This is a genomic window from Pseudotabrizicola sediminis (genome assembly GCF_004745575.1).
In the GTDB taxonomy this organism is placed as follows: domain Bacteria; phylum Pseudomonadota; class Alphaproteobacteria; order Rhodobacterales; family Rhodobacteraceae; genus Pseudotabrizicola; species Pseudotabrizicola sediminis.
Genome location: NZ_RPEM01000014.1, coordinates 42700 through 58396, shown reverse-complemented (window position 1 = coordinate 58396; position 15697 = coordinate 42700). Strand labels below are relative to the sequence as shown.

Annotated in this window: 17 protein-coding genes; 16 read left to right on the top strand and 1 reads right to left on the bottom strand. The window is 61.7% G+C overall.

Features of this window, described 5'->3' with window-relative positions:
- Window positions 1–97 precede the first annotated feature (97 nt).
- The 16 genes from secY (at window position 98) to EEB11_RS16755 (ending at window position 15464) form a co-directional block, all read left to right on the top strand.
- Window positions 98–1456 (top strand): preprotein translocase subunit SecY, encoded by a 1359-nt coding sequence (gene secY, locus EEB11_RS16830; protein ID WP_135433354.1) that lies wholly within the window; start codon window positions 98–100, stop codon window positions 1454–1456.
- Window positions 1457–1459: 3 nt separating this feature from the next.
- Window positions 1460–2044, top strand: coding sequence for an adenylate kinase (locus EEB11_RS16825; RefSeq protein WP_135433352.1), 585 nt, complete (start codon window positions 1460–1462; stop codon window positions 2042–2044).
- Between the two features lie 177 nt (window positions 2045–2221).
- Entirely contained in the window at window positions 2222–2590 is a 369-nt protein-coding gene (gene rpsM, locus EEB11_RS16820; RefSeq protein ID WP_135433350.1) for a 30S ribosomal protein S13, read from the top strand.
- 15 nt (window positions 2591–2605) lie between these two features.
- A complete protein-coding gene (rpsK, locus tag EEB11_RS16815; protein WP_103334365.1) occupies window positions 2606–3001 on the top strand; it encodes a 30S ribosomal protein S11 in 396 nt (131 codons plus the stop codon).
- A gap of 119 nt (window positions 3002–3120) precedes the next feature.
- Window positions 3121–4137 carry a DNA-directed RNA polymerase subunit alpha gene (locus EEB11_RS16810; protein WP_135433348.1) on the top strand — a complete coding sequence of 339 codons (1017 nt, stop codon included), beginning with the start codon at window positions 3121–3123 and terminating at the stop codon, window positions 4135–4137.
- Between the two features lie 139 nt (window positions 4138–4276).
- Complete coding sequence (gene rplQ / locus EEB11_RS16805; RefSeq protein ID WP_118149541.1) at window positions 4277–4690, top strand: 50S ribosomal protein L17; 414 nt, start codon at window positions 4277–4279, stop codon at window positions 4688–4690.
- Window positions 4691–4820: 130 nt separating this feature from the next.
- Window positions 4821–6209 (top strand): Do family serine endopeptidase, encoded by a 1389-nt coding sequence (locus tag EEB11_RS16800; RefSeq protein ID WP_167852782.1) that lies wholly within the window; start codon window positions 4821–4823, stop codon window positions 6207–6209.
- Between the two features lie 32 nt (window positions 6210–6241).
- The gene (locus EEB11_RS16795) at window positions 6242–7555 is read left to right on the top strand and encodes a replication-associated recombination protein A (protein WP_135433346.1); all 1314 of its coding nucleotides are present in this window, start codon (window positions 6242–6244) and stop codon (window positions 7553–7555) included.
- Window positions 7556–7685: 130 nt separating this feature from the next.
- The gene (gene crcB, locus EEB11_RS16790) at window positions 7686–8060 is read left to right on the top strand and encodes a fluoride efflux transporter CrcB (RefSeq protein ID WP_135433344.1); all 375 of its coding nucleotides are present in this window, start codon (window positions 7686–7688) and stop codon (window positions 8058–8060) included.
- A complete protein-coding gene (locus tag EEB11_RS16785) occupies window positions 8057–9100 on the top strand; it encodes an RluA family pseudouridine synthase (protein WP_135433342.1) in 1044 nt (347 codons plus the stop codon). Before crcB ends, EEB11_RS16785 begins: the two co-directional genes overlap by 4 nt.
- The gene (locus tag EEB11_RS16780) at window positions 9097–9804 is read left to right on the top strand and encodes an ATP12 family chaperone protein (protein ID WP_135433340.1); all 708 of its coding nucleotides are present in this window, start codon (window positions 9097–9099) and stop codon (window positions 9802–9804) included. The genes EEB11_RS16785 and EEB11_RS16780 overlap by 4 nt, the downstream gene beginning before the upstream one ends.
- Before the next feature lie 241 nt (window positions 9805–10045).
- Window positions 10046–11071: an amino acid ABC transporter substrate-binding protein gene (locus EEB11_RS16775; RefSeq protein WP_135433338.1), complete on the top strand. Its 1026-nt coding sequence runs from the start codon at window positions 10046–10048 to the stop codon at window positions 11069–11071.
- 151 nt (window positions 11072–11222) lie between these two features.
- A complete protein-coding gene (locus tag EEB11_RS16770) occupies window positions 11223–12476 on the top strand; it encodes an amino acid ABC transporter permease (RefSeq protein WP_135433336.1) in 1254 nt (417 codons plus the stop codon).
- A gap of 1 nt (window position 12477) precedes the next feature.
- On the top strand, window positions 12478–13788 hold the full coding sequence (locus EEB11_RS16765) for an amino acid ABC transporter permease (protein ID WP_135433334.1): 1311 nt from the start codon (window positions 12478–12480) through the stop codon (window positions 13786–13788).
- Between the two features lie 12 nt (window positions 13789–13800).
- On the top strand, window positions 13801–14604 hold the full coding sequence (locus tag EEB11_RS16760) for an amino acid ABC transporter ATP-binding protein (RefSeq protein ID WP_135433332.1): 804 nt from the start codon (window positions 13801–13803) through the stop codon (window positions 14602–14604).
- Between the two features lie 125 nt (window positions 14605–14729).
- A complete protein-coding gene (locus tag EEB11_RS16755; protein WP_135433330.1) occupies window positions 14730–15464 on the top strand; it encodes a pseudouridine synthase in 735 nt (244 codons plus the stop codon).
- Between the two features lie 37 nt (window positions 15465–15501).
- On the opposite strand, the gene EEB11_RS16750 is transcribed toward EEB11_RS16755, so the two are convergent.
- Complete coding sequence (locus EEB11_RS16750; protein WP_135433328.1) at window positions 15502–15687, bottom strand: hypothetical protein; 186 nt, start codon at window positions 15685–15687, stop codon at window positions 15502–15504.
- Window positions 15688–15697: the final 10 nt, after the last annotated feature.

Genomic DNA, 15697 nt, shown 5'->3' with positions numbered 1-15697 from the left:
TTGTGAGCGGCCCAAAGGTCGCTTACATCATCTTTAGTTTTCCCGCGCCGCCGACCGGAGAACGGTCCGGCGGCGCTGTCTTTGAAAGAGACCGGACATGGCATCTGCGGCAGAGCAAATGGCGGCGAACCTCAGCTGGGGCGCCCTTGGCAAGGCGACCGACCTCCGCCAGCGTATCTTTTTTACCATCGGCCTGCTGATCGTCTATCGGCTTGGCACCTATATTCCGGTGCCCGGCATTGATGGCGTGCAACTGCGGGCCTTTATGGAGGATGCGGGGGCAGGGATCGGCGGCATCCTGAACATGTTCACCGGCGGCGCGATCAGCCGGATGGGCATCTTTGCCCTCGGGATCATGCCCTACATCTCGGCCTCGATCATCGTGCAGCTGATGACGGCCATGGTGCCGGCGCTGGAGCAGCTGAAGAAAGAAGGCGAGCAGGGCCGCAAGAAGATCAACCAGTACACCCGCTACGGCACGGTGTTTCTGGCGACGTTTCAGGCCTGGGGCATCGCTGCCAGTCTTGAGGCCGGGGGTCTTGCGCATGATCCGGGCCTGTTCTTCAAGGCGGCCTGCATGATCACACTGGTCGGCGGCACCATGTTCCTGATGTGGCTGGGTGAACAGATCACCGCACGCGGCATCGGCAACGGCATCTCGCTGATCATCTTCGTCGGTATTGTCGCTGAACTGCCTGCTGCCATTGCGCAATTCCTCAGCCAGGGCCGCTCGGGCGCGATTTCGCCCGTTGTGATCATCGGGGTGATCGTGATGGTGATCGCCGTCATCGCCTTCGTAGTCTTCATGGAACGCGCGCTGCGCAAGATCCACATCCAGTATCCCCGTCGCCAGGTCGGGATGAAGGTTTATGATGGCGGGTCAAGCCACCTGCCCGTCAAGGTCAACCCGGCAGGCGTGATCCCGGCGATCTTTGCCTCGTCTCTGCTGCTGCTGCCCGTGACAGTGTCCACCTTCTCAGGCCAGCAGACCGGGCCGGTGATGTCGACCATTCTGGCCTATTTTGGCCCCGGTCAGCCGCTGTACCTGTTGTTCTTTACCGGCATGATCGTGTTCTTCAGCTTTTTCTACACCTACAACGTCGCCTTCAAGGTCGAGGATGTGGCGGAGAATCTTAAGAATCAGAACGGCTTTATCCCCGGCATCCGTCCCGGCAAAAAGACTGAAGAGTATCTGGAATACGTGGTGACGCGTATCCTGGTGCTGGGGTCGGCCTATCTGGCGGCTGTCTGTCTGTTGCCCGAAATTCTGCGCAATCAGTTCGGCTTCACTTTCTACTTCGGCGGCACCTCGGTGCTGATCGTGGTGTCGGTGACGATGGACACGATCAATCAGGTGCAGTCGCATCTTTTGGCGCACCAATATGAAGGCCTGATCGAGAAATCGCAGTTGCGCGGTCGCAAAAAGACCACGCCCAAGACCCCTACACGGCGCTGACCCATGGCAAACATCATTCTGCTGGGGCCTCCCGGGGCCGGTAAAGGGACGCAGGCCAAACGGCTGGTCGAAGAGCGTGGCATGGTCCAGCTGTCCACCGGCGACATGCTGCGCGCGGCCAAGACCAGCGGCACCGAAATGGGCCGCCGCGTGGCCGAGGTGATGGAGCGGGGCGCGCTGGTCACCGATGAAATCGTCATCGGCCTCATCGATGAGCAGCTGACCAAGGGTACCGCCGGCGGTTTCATCTTTGACGGCTTTCCGCGCACGCTGAAACAGGCCGACGCGCTTGCCGATCTGCTTGCGGGTAAAGGTCTGGCACTGGACGCGGTGATCGAGCTTTCGGTCGATGATGCGGCCCTTGTCGGTCGCATCGTCAAGCGCGCCGAAGAGGCGCGCCTGAATGGCGAGCCCGTGCGGCGTGACGACACCCCCGAGGTGTTCGAAGTACGCCTCCGCGAGTACTACAAGAACACCGCGCCGCTGATCGGCTATTACTATGCCAAGGGGGCCTTGCGCTCCGTTGACGGTCTGGCGGAAATGGACGCGGTTACAGCGGACATCGCGAAAATTCTTGACAAACCTTGAATTCACCGTCGCCGCCCTTGACGAGGGCGGCGTTTGACCATAAAGCACAGCGTCCCGGCATGGAATCGTGCCGAGGTTTCCCATTTCCGGGAAGAGCGTCATCCGGGCCATGCCCTGATGGAGTTGTGAAAAAAGGTTCTGGCACCACGGAACCGCAACATTGAAAAGGACACACGTTTGGCACGTATTGCTGGCGTTAACATTCCGACCCAGAAACGGGTTCCGATCGCCCTCACTTACATCACCGGTATTGGCCCCGCCAATGCCGAAGCCGTCTGCGCTTCGCTCAACATCGACCGCGCTCGTCGCGTAAATGAGCTGTCGGATGCCGAAGTTCTGGCGATCCGCGAATTCATCGACGCGAACTTCACCGTTGAAGGTGACCTGCGTCGCGAAGTCTCGATGAACATCAAGCGTCTGATGGACCTTGGCTGCTACCGCGGCCTGCGTCACCGCAAGGGCCTGCCGGTCCGCGGTCAGCGCACCCATACCAATGCTCGCACCCGCAAGGGCCCCGCAAAAGCCATCGCTGGCAAGAAGAAATAAGGGGAGCACACAGATATGGCACGCGATACAAAAGCATCCCGCACCAAGAAAAAAGAGCGCAAGAACATCGCCGCTGGCGTGGTTCATGTGAACTCTTCGTTCAACAACACCAAGATCCTGATTTCCGACGTTCAGGGCAACGCGATTTCCTGGTCGTCCTCGGGCACCATGGGCTTCAAGGGCTCGCGCAAGTCGACGCCTTATGCGGCGCAGATGGCAGCTGAAGATGCGGCCCGCAAAGCTCAGGAACATGGCATGAAGACCGTTGAGGTTGAAGTGCAGGGTCCGGGTTCGGGCCGTGAATCGGCGCTGCGCGCGCTTGCGGCTGTTGGCCTGAACATCACCTCGATCCGCGACGTGACGCCGCTGGCGCACAACGGCTGCCGCCCGCCAAAGCGTCGTCGCGTCTGATTGACAAGCATACTGTCGGGCCGTGCGACATCGCACGGCCCGATTTCGGCATTTAAGGACCCTCGGGCGTCCCACCGCTTGCTGGACATGGGCAATGGGACAAGAATGGAGGCGACAGCATGATCCATAAGAACTGGCAAGAACTGATCAAACCGACCCAACTGGTTGTGAAACCGGGTTCGGACGCAGCGCGCGTGGCGACCGTGATTGCAGAACCGCTGGAGCGCGGCTTTGGCTTGACGCTGGGCAACGCACTGCGCCGCGTGTTGATGAGCAGCCTTCAAGGCGCGGCCATCACATCTGTACAGATCGATAACGTGCTGCACGAATTTTCTAGCGTCGCTGGCGTGCGCGAAGACGTGACCGACATCGTGCTGAACCTGAAAGGCGTGTCCATCAAGATGGACGTCGAGGGGCCAAAGCGCCTGTCGATCTCGGCCAAGGGTCCGGGCGTTGTGACGGCGGCGGATATCTCGGAATCGAACGGCATCGAGATTCTGAACCGCGAACACGTGATCTGCCACCTGGATGACGGTGCAGATGTGTTCATGGAGCTGACCGTGAACACCGGCAAAGGCTATGTCTCGGCCGACAAGAACCGCCCCGAAGACGCGCCGATCGGTCTGATCCCGATCGATGCGATCTATTCGCCGGTGAAGAAAGTCAGCTACGAAGTGCAGCCCACCCGCGAAGGTCAGGTGCTGGACTATGACAAGCTGACGATGAAGGTGGAAACCGATGGCTCGCTGACGCCGGATGACGCCGTGGCCTATGCCGCGCGCATCTTGCAGGACCAGCTGTCGATCTTCGTTAACTTCGACGAGCCGGAATCTGCGAAACTGGGCGAAGTCGATGCAGGGCTTGAATTCAACCCACTGCTTCTGAAGAAAGTTGACGAGCTGGAACTTTCGGTCCGGTCTGCCAACTGCCTGAAGAACGACAACATCGTCTACATTGGCGATCTGATCCAGAAAACCGAAGCCGAAATGCTCCGCACCCCGAACTTTGGCCGCAAGTCCTTGAACGAGATCAAGGAAGTGCTGTCGGGCATGGGTCTGCACCTTGGCATGGAAGTCGAAGACTGGCCGCCAGAGAACATCGAAGATCTGGCCAAGCGTTTCGAAGACCAGTTCTGACAATCGGGGGGCGGCAACGCCCCCCAGCTACAAATGCCCGGACTGCCGGGGACAACATGGGCCACACGGCCCCAAGGTGAGTGCAGCCAATCGTAGGCCGCACCGGACAAAGCAAAACACGCGTCTTTAGGAGATTCCCATGCGTCATTCGAACGGCTACCGCAAACTGAACCGGACCCATGAACACCGCAAGGCGATGTTCGCCAACATGGCCGGTTCGCTGATTGAACACGAACAGATCAAGACCACCTTGCCGAAAGCCAAGGAATTGCGTCCGATCATCGAAAAGCTGATCACGCTGGCCAAGCGCGGCGATCTGCACGCCCGCCGTCAGGCCCATTCGCAGCTCAAGCAGGACATGCACACCGCGCGGCTGTTCGAAATCCTCGGCCCCCGCTACAAGGACCGCGCTGGCGGTTATGTGCGCGTGCTGAAGGCCGGCTTCCGCTATGGCGACATGGCCCCGATGGCGATCATCGAGTTTGTTGACCGCGATCCGAATGCCAAAGGCGCCGCCGACCACGCGCGCACCGAAGCGTTCGAGGCAGAATAAGCCACCCGGCCACCGTTTTTTTCTAAGCCCGCCCTTGGCAACAGGGGCGGGTTTTGTTTTGCGGATGAGGCGGTTGAAAACGGGCGCGATTTTGCCATATCGCTGCCAAAACCCCACAGGGACGCCCATCATGCACCGCATCACCGCTCTGATCCTGCCGTTGTCGCTGATCTTCGCCGCCCCGCTTGCAGCGCAGGTTGAGACCCGTCCCCCGGCCAACGCTGTGGAGATCAGCCTCAGCTTCGCTCCCGTGGTCAAATCCACCGCTCCCGCCGTGGTCAACATCTACGCCAGCCGCGTGGTCGAGGAACGCCTATCCCCCTTTGCCGGCGACCCCTTCTTTGACCAGTTCTTCAACGGCTACGGTCAAAGCCAGCCCCGCGTGCAGAACTCGCTGGGGTCGGGTGTGATCGTCTCGGCGGATGGCATCGTGGTGTCAAATTATCACGTGGTCGGCCGGGCGACCCAGATTCGCGTCGTGCTGAACGACCGCCGCGAATATGCCGCCGACCTGATCCTTGGTGATGAGGAAAGCGATCTGGCGATCCTGCGTCTGCAGGATGCGACCGATCTGCCCGCGCTGAGCTTCCGAGATTCGGATGACGTGGAGGTGGGCGATCTGGTGCTGGCCATCGGCAACCCGTTCGGGGTGGGGCAGACGGTGTCGTCGGGCATCGTCTCGGGCCTTGCGCGCAGCTCGGTCGAACTGGGGCGCGGCTATTTCATCCAGACCGATGCGGCGATCAACCCGGGCAATTCGGGTGGCGCGCTGGTGGATATGCAAGGGCGGCTGGTCGGCATCAACACGGCGATCCTGACCCGCTCGGGCGGCTCGAACGGCATCGGTTTTGCGATCCCCGCCAACTTGGTGGAAACGGTGGTGGCGCAGGCGGTGGCGGGCGGCACGCGGTTTAAACGGCCTTGGGCTGGGGTGAACGGGCAGGCGATGGATGCCGGGCTTGCAGCGGCGATGGGTCTGCCGCGCCCCGATGGCGTGCTGATCTCCGATCTGCACCCGGAAAGCCCCTTTGCCGCAGCAGGCCTTCGTCCCGGCGATGTGGTGCTGTCCGTCGCCGGCGAGCCGACGAACACCCCGCAAGAGATGATCTTCCGCCTGTCAGCCCTTGGCATCGGGGCCACGGTGCCGGTGACCTACCTGCACGAGAATGGCACCTCGACCGTCGATGTCACCCTGATCGCGCCGCCCGAGGTGCCGTCCCGCGATCCGGTCAGCATCACCGACCCGGTTGCCCTGCGGGGACTGAGCGTGGCGCGCATCAACCCTGCGCTGATGGCCGAAATGGGCCTGCTGATGGACGCCGCAGGCGTGGTGGTGACGGCGGCGCAGGATCTGGCCGCGCAAGTGGGGCTGCGCCCCGGCGACGTGCTGTTGTCGATCAACGGCCGCGCCATCGCCGACCCGCAAGATGTGGCCACTGCCGCGCAGGAGCAAACCCGGCTCTGGGCCATCGACGTGAACCGGGGCGGTCAGATCCTGCGCCTGCGTTTCCGGCTCTAGCGGTTGTGCGCGCAGCGGCGTAGGTTGGTCCCATGGCAGACCTTTTCGACACCGCGAGCGCGACCCCGAAAGCCGATGGCCCGCGTCCTTTGGCTGACCGGCTGCGCCCGCAGACGTTGGCGCAAGTGATCGGGCAGGCGCAGGTGCTTGGGCCAGAGGGGCCGCTGGGGGCGATGCTGGCGGCGAAATCGCTGTCCTCTCTCATCCTCTGGGGTCCGCCCGGCGTGGGCAAGACCACGATTGCACGGCTGTTGGCGCAGGAAACCGATCTTGCCTTTGTCCAGATCTCCGCGATTTTCACCGGCGTGCCCGATCTGCGCAAGGTGTTCCAATCCGCCAAGATCCGTCGGCAGAACGGGCAGGGCACGCTGCTTTTTGTTGACGAAATCCATCGCTTCAACAAGGCGCAGCAGGACGGCTTCTTGCCGCACATGGAAGACGGCACCATCCTTCTGGTCGGGGCCACCACCGAAAACCCGAGTTTCGAGCTTAACGCGGCATTGATGTCGCGCGCGCAGGTCATCGTGCTGGAGCGCCTTTCGCTCGCCGATCTGGAACGCATGATGCAGCGCGCCGAAAAGGAAATCGACCGGGTACTGCCCCTGACCGGTGAAGCGCGCGAGGCGCTTCTGGAAATGGCCGATGGCGATGGGCGGGCGCTTTTGAACCTGATCGAGCAGGTGGCGGCGTGGCGGGTGGAAAAACCCATCGACCGCGACCAGCTGGCCAAACGGCTGATGCGCCGCGCCGCGAAATACGACAAATCGGGCGAGGAACACTACAACCTGATCTCTGCCTTGCACAAATCGGTGCGCGGGTCGGACCCGGACGCAGCCCTCTACTGGTTCGCCCGCATGCTGGAAGGTGGCGAAGACCCGCGATTCCTCGCCCGTCGCCTAACCCGGATGGCGGTGGAGGACATAGGCCTTGCCGAACCGCAGGCCCATTCGGTCTGTCTGGACGCGTGGAACACATATGAACGCCTTGGCAGCCCCGAGGGTGAACTGGCGCTTGCCAATGCGGTGGTCTACCTTGCGCTCGCGCCCAAATCGAACGCGGTCTATGTCGCCTACAAGGCGGCACGGGCGTCTGCGCGCGAGACCGGCAGCCAGATGCCGCCACGCCACATTCTGAACGCACCGACCAAAATGATGAAGGATATCGGCTATGGGTCGGGCTATGCTTACGATCACGAGGCCGAGGATGGCTTTTCCGGGCAGGACTACTTCCCCGAAGGCATGAAGCGCCCGGTGTTCTATTTGCCCCCCGAACGCGGCTATGAGCGCGAGCTGAAAAAGCGGGTGGAGTATTTCGCCAAGTTGCGGGCAAAGCGGCAGAGTGGCTGACAGTGTGCTTGGCGAGAGGGCTCTCGTCGGGAGTGTTTCGAAACGTTGCTGGCCCGGGGAAAGGCGCACCGACGCCACCTTTTGCGCGCGCACGTTGACAATTCCCCCCAACAGACGCAAAGACCGGGGCATGATAATGACCCTGTCTCATGTCGCCCTTGGGGGGGCCATTGGTGCGTCGCTGCGCTATCTGGTGCAGCTTGGCAGCCTGCGCCTGTTTGGCACCGGCTTTCCCTTTGGCACACTGATGATCAACGTCGCAGGGTCGTTCCTGATGGGGATGCTGGTGGTGGTGCTGGCGGAAAAGGGCGGCATGCGTCTGGCCCCGTTTCTGATGACCGGCATCCTTGGCGGGTTCACCACATTCTCGGCCTTTTCGCTCGACGCCATCAGCCTGTGGGAGCGCGGGGAGAGCTGGCTCTCCTTCGGCTATGTCGGGGCCTCGGTCATTCTTTCGCTCAGCGCGCTCGGCGCGGGCCTCCAACTTGCAAGGTCGATGATATGAGTGGCGTGAAAACCCTGACGGTGTCCGAAGACGAAGGCGAACAGCGGCTGGACAAATGGTTCAAGCGCCGCTTTCCGCAGCTGACGCAAGGCCATGTCGAAAAGATGTGCCGCACCGGGCAGATCCGGGTCGATGGCGCGCGGGCCAAGGCGGCTGACCGCATCGCGCCCGGCCAGACCATCCGCGTCCCGCCCTTGCCGGATACCGAAGCGCCAAGCCGGTCGCCTGAAAGCAGGATTTCCGCCGCCGATACTAAGCTGATTCAGAACGCGGTGCTGTGGAAGGATGAGCATATCATCATCCTGAACAAGCCCGCCGGCCTGCCGTCGCAAGGCGGATCAGGGCAGGGAGAGCGTCATGTGGACGGGTTGGCAGAAGCCTTGAAATTCGGCTACAAGGACAAGCCCAAACTGGTGCACCGCTTGGACAAGGATACCTCGGGCCTGTTGATGCTGGCGCGCACCGACCGTGTCGCGCGCGCGCTGTCCGAGGCGTTGCGCCACCGTAACACCCGCAAGATCTATTGGGCGCTGGTCGCCGGGGTGCCGCACCCGCGGCAAGGGTCGATCAAATACGGGCTGATGAAGGCCCCCGGCGGCGGGCGGGGCGAGGGCGAGAAGATGCTCTGCATCCACCCGGCCAAGATGTCGGACTTTCCCGATGCCAAGCGTGCGCACACCGATTTCTTCACGCTCTGGTTCCTTGGCACCCGCATGTCGTGGATGGCGCTGGAGCCGGTGACAGGCCGCACGCACCAGCTGCGCGCGCATCTGGCCGAACTGGGCCACCCGATCATCGGTGATGGCAAATACGGCAGTACGGCGCAGGAAAACATGGGCGACGGCTGGGGCGCGCAGGCGGGGGGCGAGATGTCCAAAAAGATGCACCTGCATGCCCGCAGCCTGTCGGTCCAGCACCCGATCACCAAAGAGATGATGACCTTCACCGCACCCTTGCCAGAACACATGGCGCGGACCTGGAAGCTGTTGGACTGGAACGAGAAAGACGTGCCAGCCGACCCATTCGAGAGCCTACGGTGAGCACCTGGGCGGCCAAACGGTTCTGGGCTGCGGCGCAGGCCGAAGCCTGTGACGGCGGTTTCACCGTCCGACTGGATGCAAAGCCAGTCAAGACCCCGGCCAAGCAGCCTCTGGTGTTGCCCGGGCTTGCCATGGCGCAGGCTATCGCCGCCGAATGGGACCAGCAGCAGGGCCTGATCCGGCCCGACACCATGCCGCTGACCCGCGCTGCCAATTCCGCGATCGACAAGGTCGCGCCGCAAGTGGACGGCGTAGTGGATGAGATAGCAAATTACGGCAGCACTGATCTCTTGTGCTACCGTGCCACCGCGCCGCAGCCGCTGATCGACCGGCAGGCGGCGGGCTGGGATCCGTTACTGGACTGGGCGCGCGACGCACTTCAAGCGCCGCTGAAGGTCACCCAAGGGGTCATCCCGGTGTCGCAACCCGACGCCAGCGCTGCCCGCCTGCGCGCCCATGTGGCGGCACTTGGGCCCTTCCAGCTGGCCGCCGTGCATGACCTTGTGGCCATTTCTGGCTCGCTGATTCTGGGCCTTGCCGTCACGCGGCGGCGGCTGACCGGGGCGGAGGCTTTTGCCCTCAGCCGAATCGACGAATCCTGGCAGAATGAGCTCTGGGGCACAGATGAAGACGCCGCCGCGATGGAGGCCCTGCGCCGCGATGCCTTGCTCACCGCAGAGCGATTCTTTGCATTGTGCGGGTAACAATCCTGCTCAAAACGCAGGCATTGCGGTGCAAGCTTGCCCGCAGCAGCCTCTAAAGCGTTATTCTGCAAAGAATTTAGGCAAATTTCCGCGACCCGCTTGACCTTTCAAACCGCTTCGGAGGAAACTAACCCAACTGGGAGAGGCTCACCTCCACTAGTTTCGCCCCCGTCCGCCCATCAACCGGCCTCGGGGCATAAAAAACGTCGGCACAATGCCGACAACTCAGGATGAGGTAAGAATGAAACAATCCGTATTCCTCGGCACCCTCGCGGCCACCACCCTGCTTGCAGGCGCGGCACTGGCGCAGGGCACCTCGACGCTTCAAACCGTCAAGGACCGTGGCGAACTGAACTGTGGCGTCAACACCGGTCTGGTCGGCTTCGCCGCTCCGGACGCAAGCGGCAACTGGCAGGGCTTTGACGTGGCTCTGTGCAAAGCCGTTGCTGGCGCGATCTTCGGCGATGCCTCGAAAGTGGTCTATATCCCCACGACCTCGTCGGACCGTTTTGAACAGCTGACCTCGGGCCGGATCGACATGCTGATCCGCAACACCACCTGGACCTTCTCGCGCGATACGGACCTGAAAATGGATTTCGTTGGCGTGAACTACTATGACGGTCAGGGCTTCATGGTCCGCAACGATCTGGGCGTGTCTTCAGCCAAAGAGCTGAACGGTGCCACGATCTGCATCCAGACCGGTACCACCACGGAACTGAACCTGGCCGACTACTTCAAGGCCAACAACATGACCTATACGGCGGTTCCGATTGAGACCAACGCCGAAGGCGAACAGCAGTATCTGGCTGGTGCCTGCGACGCCTATACCACCGACGCTTCCGGTCTGGCGGCCACCCGCGCTGCTTTTGCAGACCCGGAAAACCACGTCATCCTGCCGGAAATCATCTCCAAAGAACCGCTTGGGCCTGCAGTGCGCCATGGCGACAGCGAATGGGGTGATGTGGTCCGCTGGACGATGAACGCTCTGGTCGCTGCCGAAGAATTCGGCATCACCTCGGCCAACATCGACGAGCTGGCGACCTCGTCGCAAAACCCGGAAGTTCAGCGCTTGCTGGGCACCTCGGACAATCTGGGCGGAATGATCGGGCTGGAGGCCAACTGGGCCCTGAACGCGATCAAGGCCGGCGGCAACTATGGCGAGATCTTCGCGGCAACGATCGGTGAATCGACCCCGATCGGTCTGGCGCGCGGGCTGAACGCACAGTGGACCCAGGGCGGTCTGCTCTATACCCCGCCGTTCCGTTGATCGGCTAAGACATCGGGGCGCGCCTGTATGGCGCGCCTCTTTCAAAAGCAGACCTTTCCAAAAGCAAGAACAGGGTAATCCGCAGCGTCGGGGGAGCATCCCCACACACAAGGGCAAAGCCCGGGACCGCGCGGACTTCAGGGGAAAATAAATGGCCGTAGTCACGGAAGAACCGAAAGCTGGCTTTCGGCTCGGGATGCTCATCTACGACACCCGCTATCGTTCCATCACCATCCAGATCGTCGTGCTGATGCTTGTCATGCTGGGGGTTGCCTGGCTGATCGACAACCTGCTGAGCAATCTGGCAGCACTGGGGCGGGGGATCGACTTCGGGTTTCTGTGGAACCGCGCCGGATATGACATCAATCAGACACTGGTGGAATACACCAATGACAGCACTCATGCCCGCGCCACGCTGGTCGGGCTGCTCAACACGCTGCTGATCGCCTTTCTGGGCTGTATCGCGGCCACGGTTGTGGGTGTCATTGCCGGGGTTCTGCGCCTGTCAAACAACTGGGTCATCGCCCGGCTGATGACTGTTTATGTAGAGATTTTCCGCAACATCCCGCTGCTTTTGTGGATCTTGATGATCTACACCATCTTTACCGAGGCATTTCCGGCCCCTAACGCATTCCGTGGTGATACGCCGGCCGCGTCGATGGTGATGTTCGATACGGTGGCCTTCACCAACCGCTATACCGCCATTCCGTGGCCGATGTTTGACCGCTCGCTTGGCTGGCTGCCGTTGGGCCCGCTGTGGCTGAACCTTGATCTGGCGGCGATTGTCGCCGCATTGGTGGGGGGGTTTTTGCTCAACCGCTTCATCCTGCGCCGCGCCACCCGCATTCAGGAAGCCACCGGCGACCGCCCAACCACCTGGTGGCAGTGCACCCTTGCCCTGTTCGGGCCGATCTTTCTGGTCCTCTTGGCCCTTGGCACGCATCTGGACAGCCCTTCGCTGCAAGGCTTCAACTTCACCGGCGGGCTGCAGGTGTCAAACTCGCTGGTGGCACTCTGGCTGGCGCTGACGCTGTATACCGCCGCCTTCATCGCCGAAATCGTGCGCGCCGGGATCAACGCCATCTCACGCGGGCAGTCCGAGGCGGCTTTCGCCCTTGGTCTGCGCCCTGGCCGCACGATGAACCTGATCATTCTGCCGCAGGCGCTTCGGGTCATCATCCCGCCGCTGATCTCGCAATACCTCAATCTCACCAAGAACTCGTCGCTTGCCATCGCGGTCGGCTACATGGATCTGCGCGGCACGCTGGGCGGCATCACGCTGAACCAGACCGGGCGGGGACTGGAGGCAATGATGCTTCTGATGCTGATCTACCTGATCGTCAGCCTGCTGATCTCATCGGCGATGAACGTCTACAACAATTCCGTCAAACTGAAGGAGCGCTGAGATGAACACCAGCACAAGCACCTTCGTCCGCACCGAAATGCTGCCCGAACAGGCCCCGCCGCTAACCGAGGCCGGGGCGGTCAAGTGGGTGCGCGAAAACCTGTTCTCCTCCATCCTGAACGGTATCCTGACCGTGCTGGGCATCGTGGTGGTGGCCTACCTTGTCATCGGCATCGCACCCTGGCTGTCACGTTCGGTCTGGAATGCGGGCAGCCTGTCCGAATGCCGCCAGATCATCGCAGACCGCTGGGGCGAAGGCGTCACCGGTGCCTGCTGGGCGGTGATCCGCGAACGCTGGCCGCAATACCTGTTCGGCTTCTACCCCTCGCACCTCTACTGGCGTCCGGTGCTGGCCTTTGTGCTGCTTTGCGTTGCCGTCGCACCTGTGCTGTTCGACAGACTGCCGCGCAAGATGCTTTGGTTTTCGCTGATCTACCCTGCGGTCGGCTTCTGGCTCTTGTGGGGCGGCTCGGTTTGGGTGCCGGTCATGGCGGTGGCGGGCTTTGCCATCGGCTACGCGGCTGTCAAAGTTGTGCAGCCCGTGGCCGGAACCATCCTTGCCACCATCGCCGCCGTCCTTGCACCGGTGCTTTGGTGGCTGTTCCTCGCCGGCCCCGCCGCAGATGCCCTTCAGTCCATCCTTCCGATCGCGCTCCAAGGTGTGCGCTCGCGGGAATTCGGCGGCTTCATCCTTGCCTTCACCATTGGCTTCACCGGTATCGCCTTTTCCTTGCCGCTTGGGGTCATGCTGGCGCTTGGCCGTCAGTCAGACATGTTCATCGTGAACAAACTGTCGGTCGGCTTCATCGAATTCATCCGGGGCGTACCGCTGATCACCCTGCTGTTCACGGCATCCTTGCTGCTCAACTATTTCCTGCCGCCGGGCACCGATTTCGACATCATCCTGCGCGTCATCATCATGGTGGTCCTGTTCGCTGCAGCCTATATCGCCGAAGTGGTGCGCGGCGGTCTCGCCGCCCTGCCGCGCGGCCAGTACGAAGCCGCCGATGCACTGGGGCTGGATTATTGGAAAGCCCAACGCCTGATCATCATGCCGCAGGCGCTGAAAATCTCGATCCCCGGCATCGTGTCGACCTTCATCGGCCTGTTCAAGGACACCACGCTGGTGGTCTTCGTGGGCCTGCTTGACCCCCTCAAGGGCATCACTGACGCCGTGCGCGCCTCCACCGACTGGAAGGGGATCTATTGGGAACCCTACATCTTCGTCGGCGCTATCTTTTTTCTCTTCTGCTTTGGCATGTCCCGGTACTCGATGTATCTGGAATCCAAGCTGAAAACCGATCATCGCTAAGGGAGCCGGAACATGTCCGAAGCCACAGCCCTCGACCTGACTGCCCGCCAGATTGACCCGAGCCAGATGAAGGTCAGCGACGAAGTCGCCATACAGATCACCCAGATGAACAAGTGGTACGGCACTTTTCATGTGTTGCGCGACATCAACATGACCGTCAACCGGGGGGAGCGGATCGTGATCTGCGGCCCATCCGGTTCGGGCAAATCCACCCTGATCCGCTGCATCAACCGGCTGGAAGAACACCAGCAGGGCCAGATCATTGTCGACGGCACCGAACTGACGTCCGACCTGAAAAACATCGACAAGGTCCGGTCCGAGGTTGGCATGGTGTTCCAGCACTTCAACCTGTTCCCGCATCTGACCATTCTGGAAAACCTGACGCTCGCCCCGATCTGGGTCCGCAAGACCCCGAAGAAAGAGGCCGAAGAAGTCGCCATGCACTACCTGCGCAAGGTCAAAATTCCGGAACAGGCCAACAAATACCCCGGCCAGCTTTCGGGCGGCCAGCAGCAGCGTGTCGCCATCGCGCGGTCCTTGTGCATGAAACCCCGCATCATGCTTTTCGATGAACCCACCTCCGCGCTCGACCCCGAGATGATCAAAGAGGTGCTCGACACCATGATCGAACTGGCGGAAGAGGGCATGACCATGCTCTGCGTCACGCACGAGATGGGCTTTGCGCAGGCTGTCGCCAATCGGGTGATCTTCATGGATCAGGGCCAGATTGTCGAACAGAACAATCCGAAAGAGTTCTTTAACAACCCGCAAAGCGACCGGACCAAGTTGTTCCTGTCGCAGATCCTCGGGCACTGACACGCGCCTCAACCGGCAGGAAAAGGGCCCTTCGGGGCCCTTTTTGCATCTTGTGTCCCGGCACGTCCTGTCCGAAAAGCGGTGCAAGCAGCCAAGACGCACCAGCCGGGAAAGCAGAAAAGACCATGGCCAAGCCCCCGACCACCCGCGTTGACAAGCTCCTGTCGTCGATGGGCTATGGCTCGCGCAGCGAAATGGGGCAACTGGCCAAGGCGGGCCGCATTTTGCTGGACGGCACCGCGCTGCCGGACGCATCCGCCCGCATCGCTGTCACCCCCGACTTGCCCAGCCGGATGAAGATCGCCGGTCAACCGCTTGATCCGGTTGCGGGACTGGTCATCCTTTTGAACAAGCCTCTTGGCATGACCTGTTCGCACAAGGAAGCCGGGCCGCTGGTTTATGACATCTTGCCCCCACGCTGGCGGCAGCGCAGCCCGGCGATTTCCACCATTGGGCGGCTCGACAAGCAGACGTCGGGCCTGTTGCTGCTGACCGATGATGGCGCGCTGCTGCACCGGGTGATCAGCCCGCGCCGTCACGTCTGCAAAACCTATCACGCCCGGCTGGCCCGCCCGCTGGCTGGCACCGAGGCCGCGCTGTTCGCGTCAGGCACTCTGATGCTGGAGGGTGAGGCGAAGCCGCTGGCCCCAGCACATCTGCAGGTGATCTCCGACACCAATGCCCTTCTGACGGTAACCGAAGGTCGCTATCATCAGGTGCGCCGCATGTTTGCGGCCATCGGCAACCATGTCGAAGACCTGCACCGCGAGAGTTTGGGTGGGCTGTCCCTGCCGGAAGACCTGTCCCCCGGTCAGTGGACGCTGCTGGACGAAAGTCAGATCGCGCTGATCTTCGCCTGATCAAAGGCTGAGCGACCCTTTGCCGGTGGTAGGTGCGTCACTCGGCGCTTTTGGACGCCGTCTTGGCCTTCATCCGCTCCAGCAGTTCTTCCTTGCTGGGCCGAAGGTTCGGGGTCTTGGTCGGTGCCTTGGCCTTCAATTCCTTGCCCGGCTTGGCGCTGGGGTCTTTCTGGCGGCCCTGATCCTTGCTCAGTTTCGGGTTGCCTGATTTTGCATAATCCATGGGCTGTCGC

Excerpts from the sequence above, each read along its gene's own strand:
- EEB11_RS16785 (WP_135433342.1), top strand. The coding sequence starts at position 8,057 with ATGAGTGGCGTGAAAACCCTGACGGTGTCCGAAGACGAAGGCGAACAG.
- crcB (WP_135433344.1), top strand. The coding sequence starts at position 7,686 with ATGATAATGACCCTGTCTCATGTCGCCCTTGGGGGGGCCATTGGTGCG.
- EEB11_RS16765 (WP_135433334.1), top strand. The coding sequence starts at position 12,478 with ATGAACACCAGCACAAGCACCTTCGTCCGCACCGAAATGCTGCCCGAA.
- EEB11_RS16750 (WP_135433328.1), bottom strand. The coding sequence starts at position 15,687 with ATGGATTATGCAAAATCAGGCAACCCGAAACTGAGCAAGGATCAGGGC.
- rpsK (WP_103334365.1), top strand. The coding sequence starts at position 2,606 with ATGGCACGCGATACAAAAGCATCCCGCACCAAGAAAAAAGAGCGCAAG.
- EEB11_RS16825 (WP_135433352.1), top strand. The coding sequence starts at position 1,460 with ATGGCAAACATCATTCTGCTGGGGCCTCCCGGGGCCGGTAAAGGGACG.
- rplQ (WP_118149541.1), top strand. The coding sequence starts at position 4,277 with ATGCGTCATTCGAACGGCTACCGCAAACTGAACCGGACCCATGAACAC.
- EEB11_RS16755 (WP_135433330.1), top strand. The coding sequence starts at position 14,730 with ATGGCCAAGCCCCCGACCACCCGCGTTGACAAGCTCCTGTCGTCGATG.
- EEB11_RS16800 (WP_167852782.1), top strand. The coding sequence starts at position 4,821 with ATGCACCGCATCACCGCTCTGATCCTGCCGTTGTCGCTGATCTTCGCC.
- EEB11_RS16775 (WP_135433338.1), top strand. The coding sequence starts at position 10,046 with ATGAAACAATCCGTATTCCTCGGCACCCTCGCGGCCACCACCCTGCTT.
- EEB11_RS16795 (WP_135433346.1), top strand. The coding sequence starts at position 6,242 with ATGGCAGACCTTTTCGACACCGCGAGCGCGACCCCGAAAGCCGATGGC.
- secY (WP_135433354.1), top strand. The coding sequence starts at position 98 with ATGGCATCTGCGGCAGAGCAAATGGCGGCGAACCTCAGCTGGGGCGCC.
- EEB11_RS16810 (WP_135433348.1), top strand. The coding sequence starts at position 3,121 with ATGATCCATAAGAACTGGCAAGAACTGATCAAACCGACCCAACTGGTT.
- EEB11_RS16760 (WP_135433332.1), top strand. The coding sequence starts at position 13,801 with ATGTCCGAAGCCACAGCCCTCGACCTGACTGCCCGCCAGATTGACCCG.
- EEB11_RS16770 (WP_135433336.1), top strand. The coding sequence starts at position 11,223 with ATGGCCGTAGTCACGGAAGAACCGAAAGCTGGCTTTCGGCTCGGGATG.